This is a genomic window from Nocardia tenerifensis NBRC 101015, from assembly GCF_000308715.1.
GTDB lineage: Bacteria > Actinomycetota > Actinomycetes > Mycobacteriales > Mycobacteriaceae > Nocardia > Nocardia tenerifensis.
In genome coordinates, this window is the sequence record NZ_BAGH01000105.1 from 1 (window position 1) to 998 (window position 998).

The following is a 998-nucleotide window of genomic DNA, read 5'->3' on the forward strand; positions in this document are numbered from 1 at the left end:
ACACCGACGCCAGCGCGGCCACGGCCGCCGGGGTGGCGGCGGCGCGATCCTCGGCGACCAAGCCGATGCGGGTGCGACGGTCGAGCAGATCGTCGGCGTCCAGCGCGCCCTCGTGCGCGACCGCGAAGTGGAACTCCGCTGCGGTCACGTCGATTCCGGGGGCGACCGGCTCGGCGAGGGCCGGATTGTGTTGTGCCGCCGCGAGAACGGCGGCCGCCTCGCAGCCGTAGCGGTCGAAGAGGACCGGCGGCGCGTCGATGCGATCGCGCGCCGCGCCGGAAACCGCGCCTACCAAGGGAAGTCGCTTGGTGCGGCACGGGCCTGCGGCGAGTCCCCCGCGGGCGACGGCGGCGTCGATGACGTCCTCGGCCATCCGGCGGTAGGTGGTGAGCTTGCCGCCGACGATGGTGATGACCCCGGCGGGGGAGTGCAGGACAGCGTGTTTGCGCGAGATGTCGGCGGTGCTGTCCTCGGCGGTCTTCAGCAGCGGACGCAGGCCCGCGAAGGCGCCACGAATGTCGTTGCGGGTCAGCGGTTCGCGCAGCGCGGTGTTGATGGTGTCGAGCAGGAAGTCGATCTCGTCCTCGGTGGGCTTCGGCTCGTCCGGGACGGGACCGGGAGCGTCCTCGTCGGTCAGCCCGAGGTACACCCGGCCGTGCGCGGCGGGGAAGGCGAAGACGAAACGGCTGGTGCTGCCCGGCACCGGGACGGTGAGCGCGGCGGTGAGGCCGCCGAACGACTCGGCGGAGAACACCAGATGGGTGCCGCGGCTCGGGCGTAGCTCGATGCTCGGATCGACCTCGTCGGCCCACACGCCGGTGGCGTTGACGACCGCGCGGGCGCGCAGGGGCATGGTCTCACCGCTCAGTGTGTCGCGCAGGTTCGCCGAATCGCCCGTCACGTCAAGGGCTTCCACGCGGGTGAGCACCGTGGCGCCCTGCGCGGCCGCCGTGCGCGCCAACGCGACGACCAGGCGGGCATCGTCGACGAGCTGCCCG

The 998-nt window shown here is 72.9% G+C and carries 1 protein-coding gene; it reads right to left on the bottom strand.

Annotated elements, in window-relative coordinates; genetic code table 11:
• Nucleotides 1-998, bottom strand: a 998-nt coding sequence (locus tag ON39_RS08630) for a glycerol-3-phosphate dehydrogenase/oxidase (protein ID WP_040732790.1), incomplete at both ends; no start/stop codon positions are given.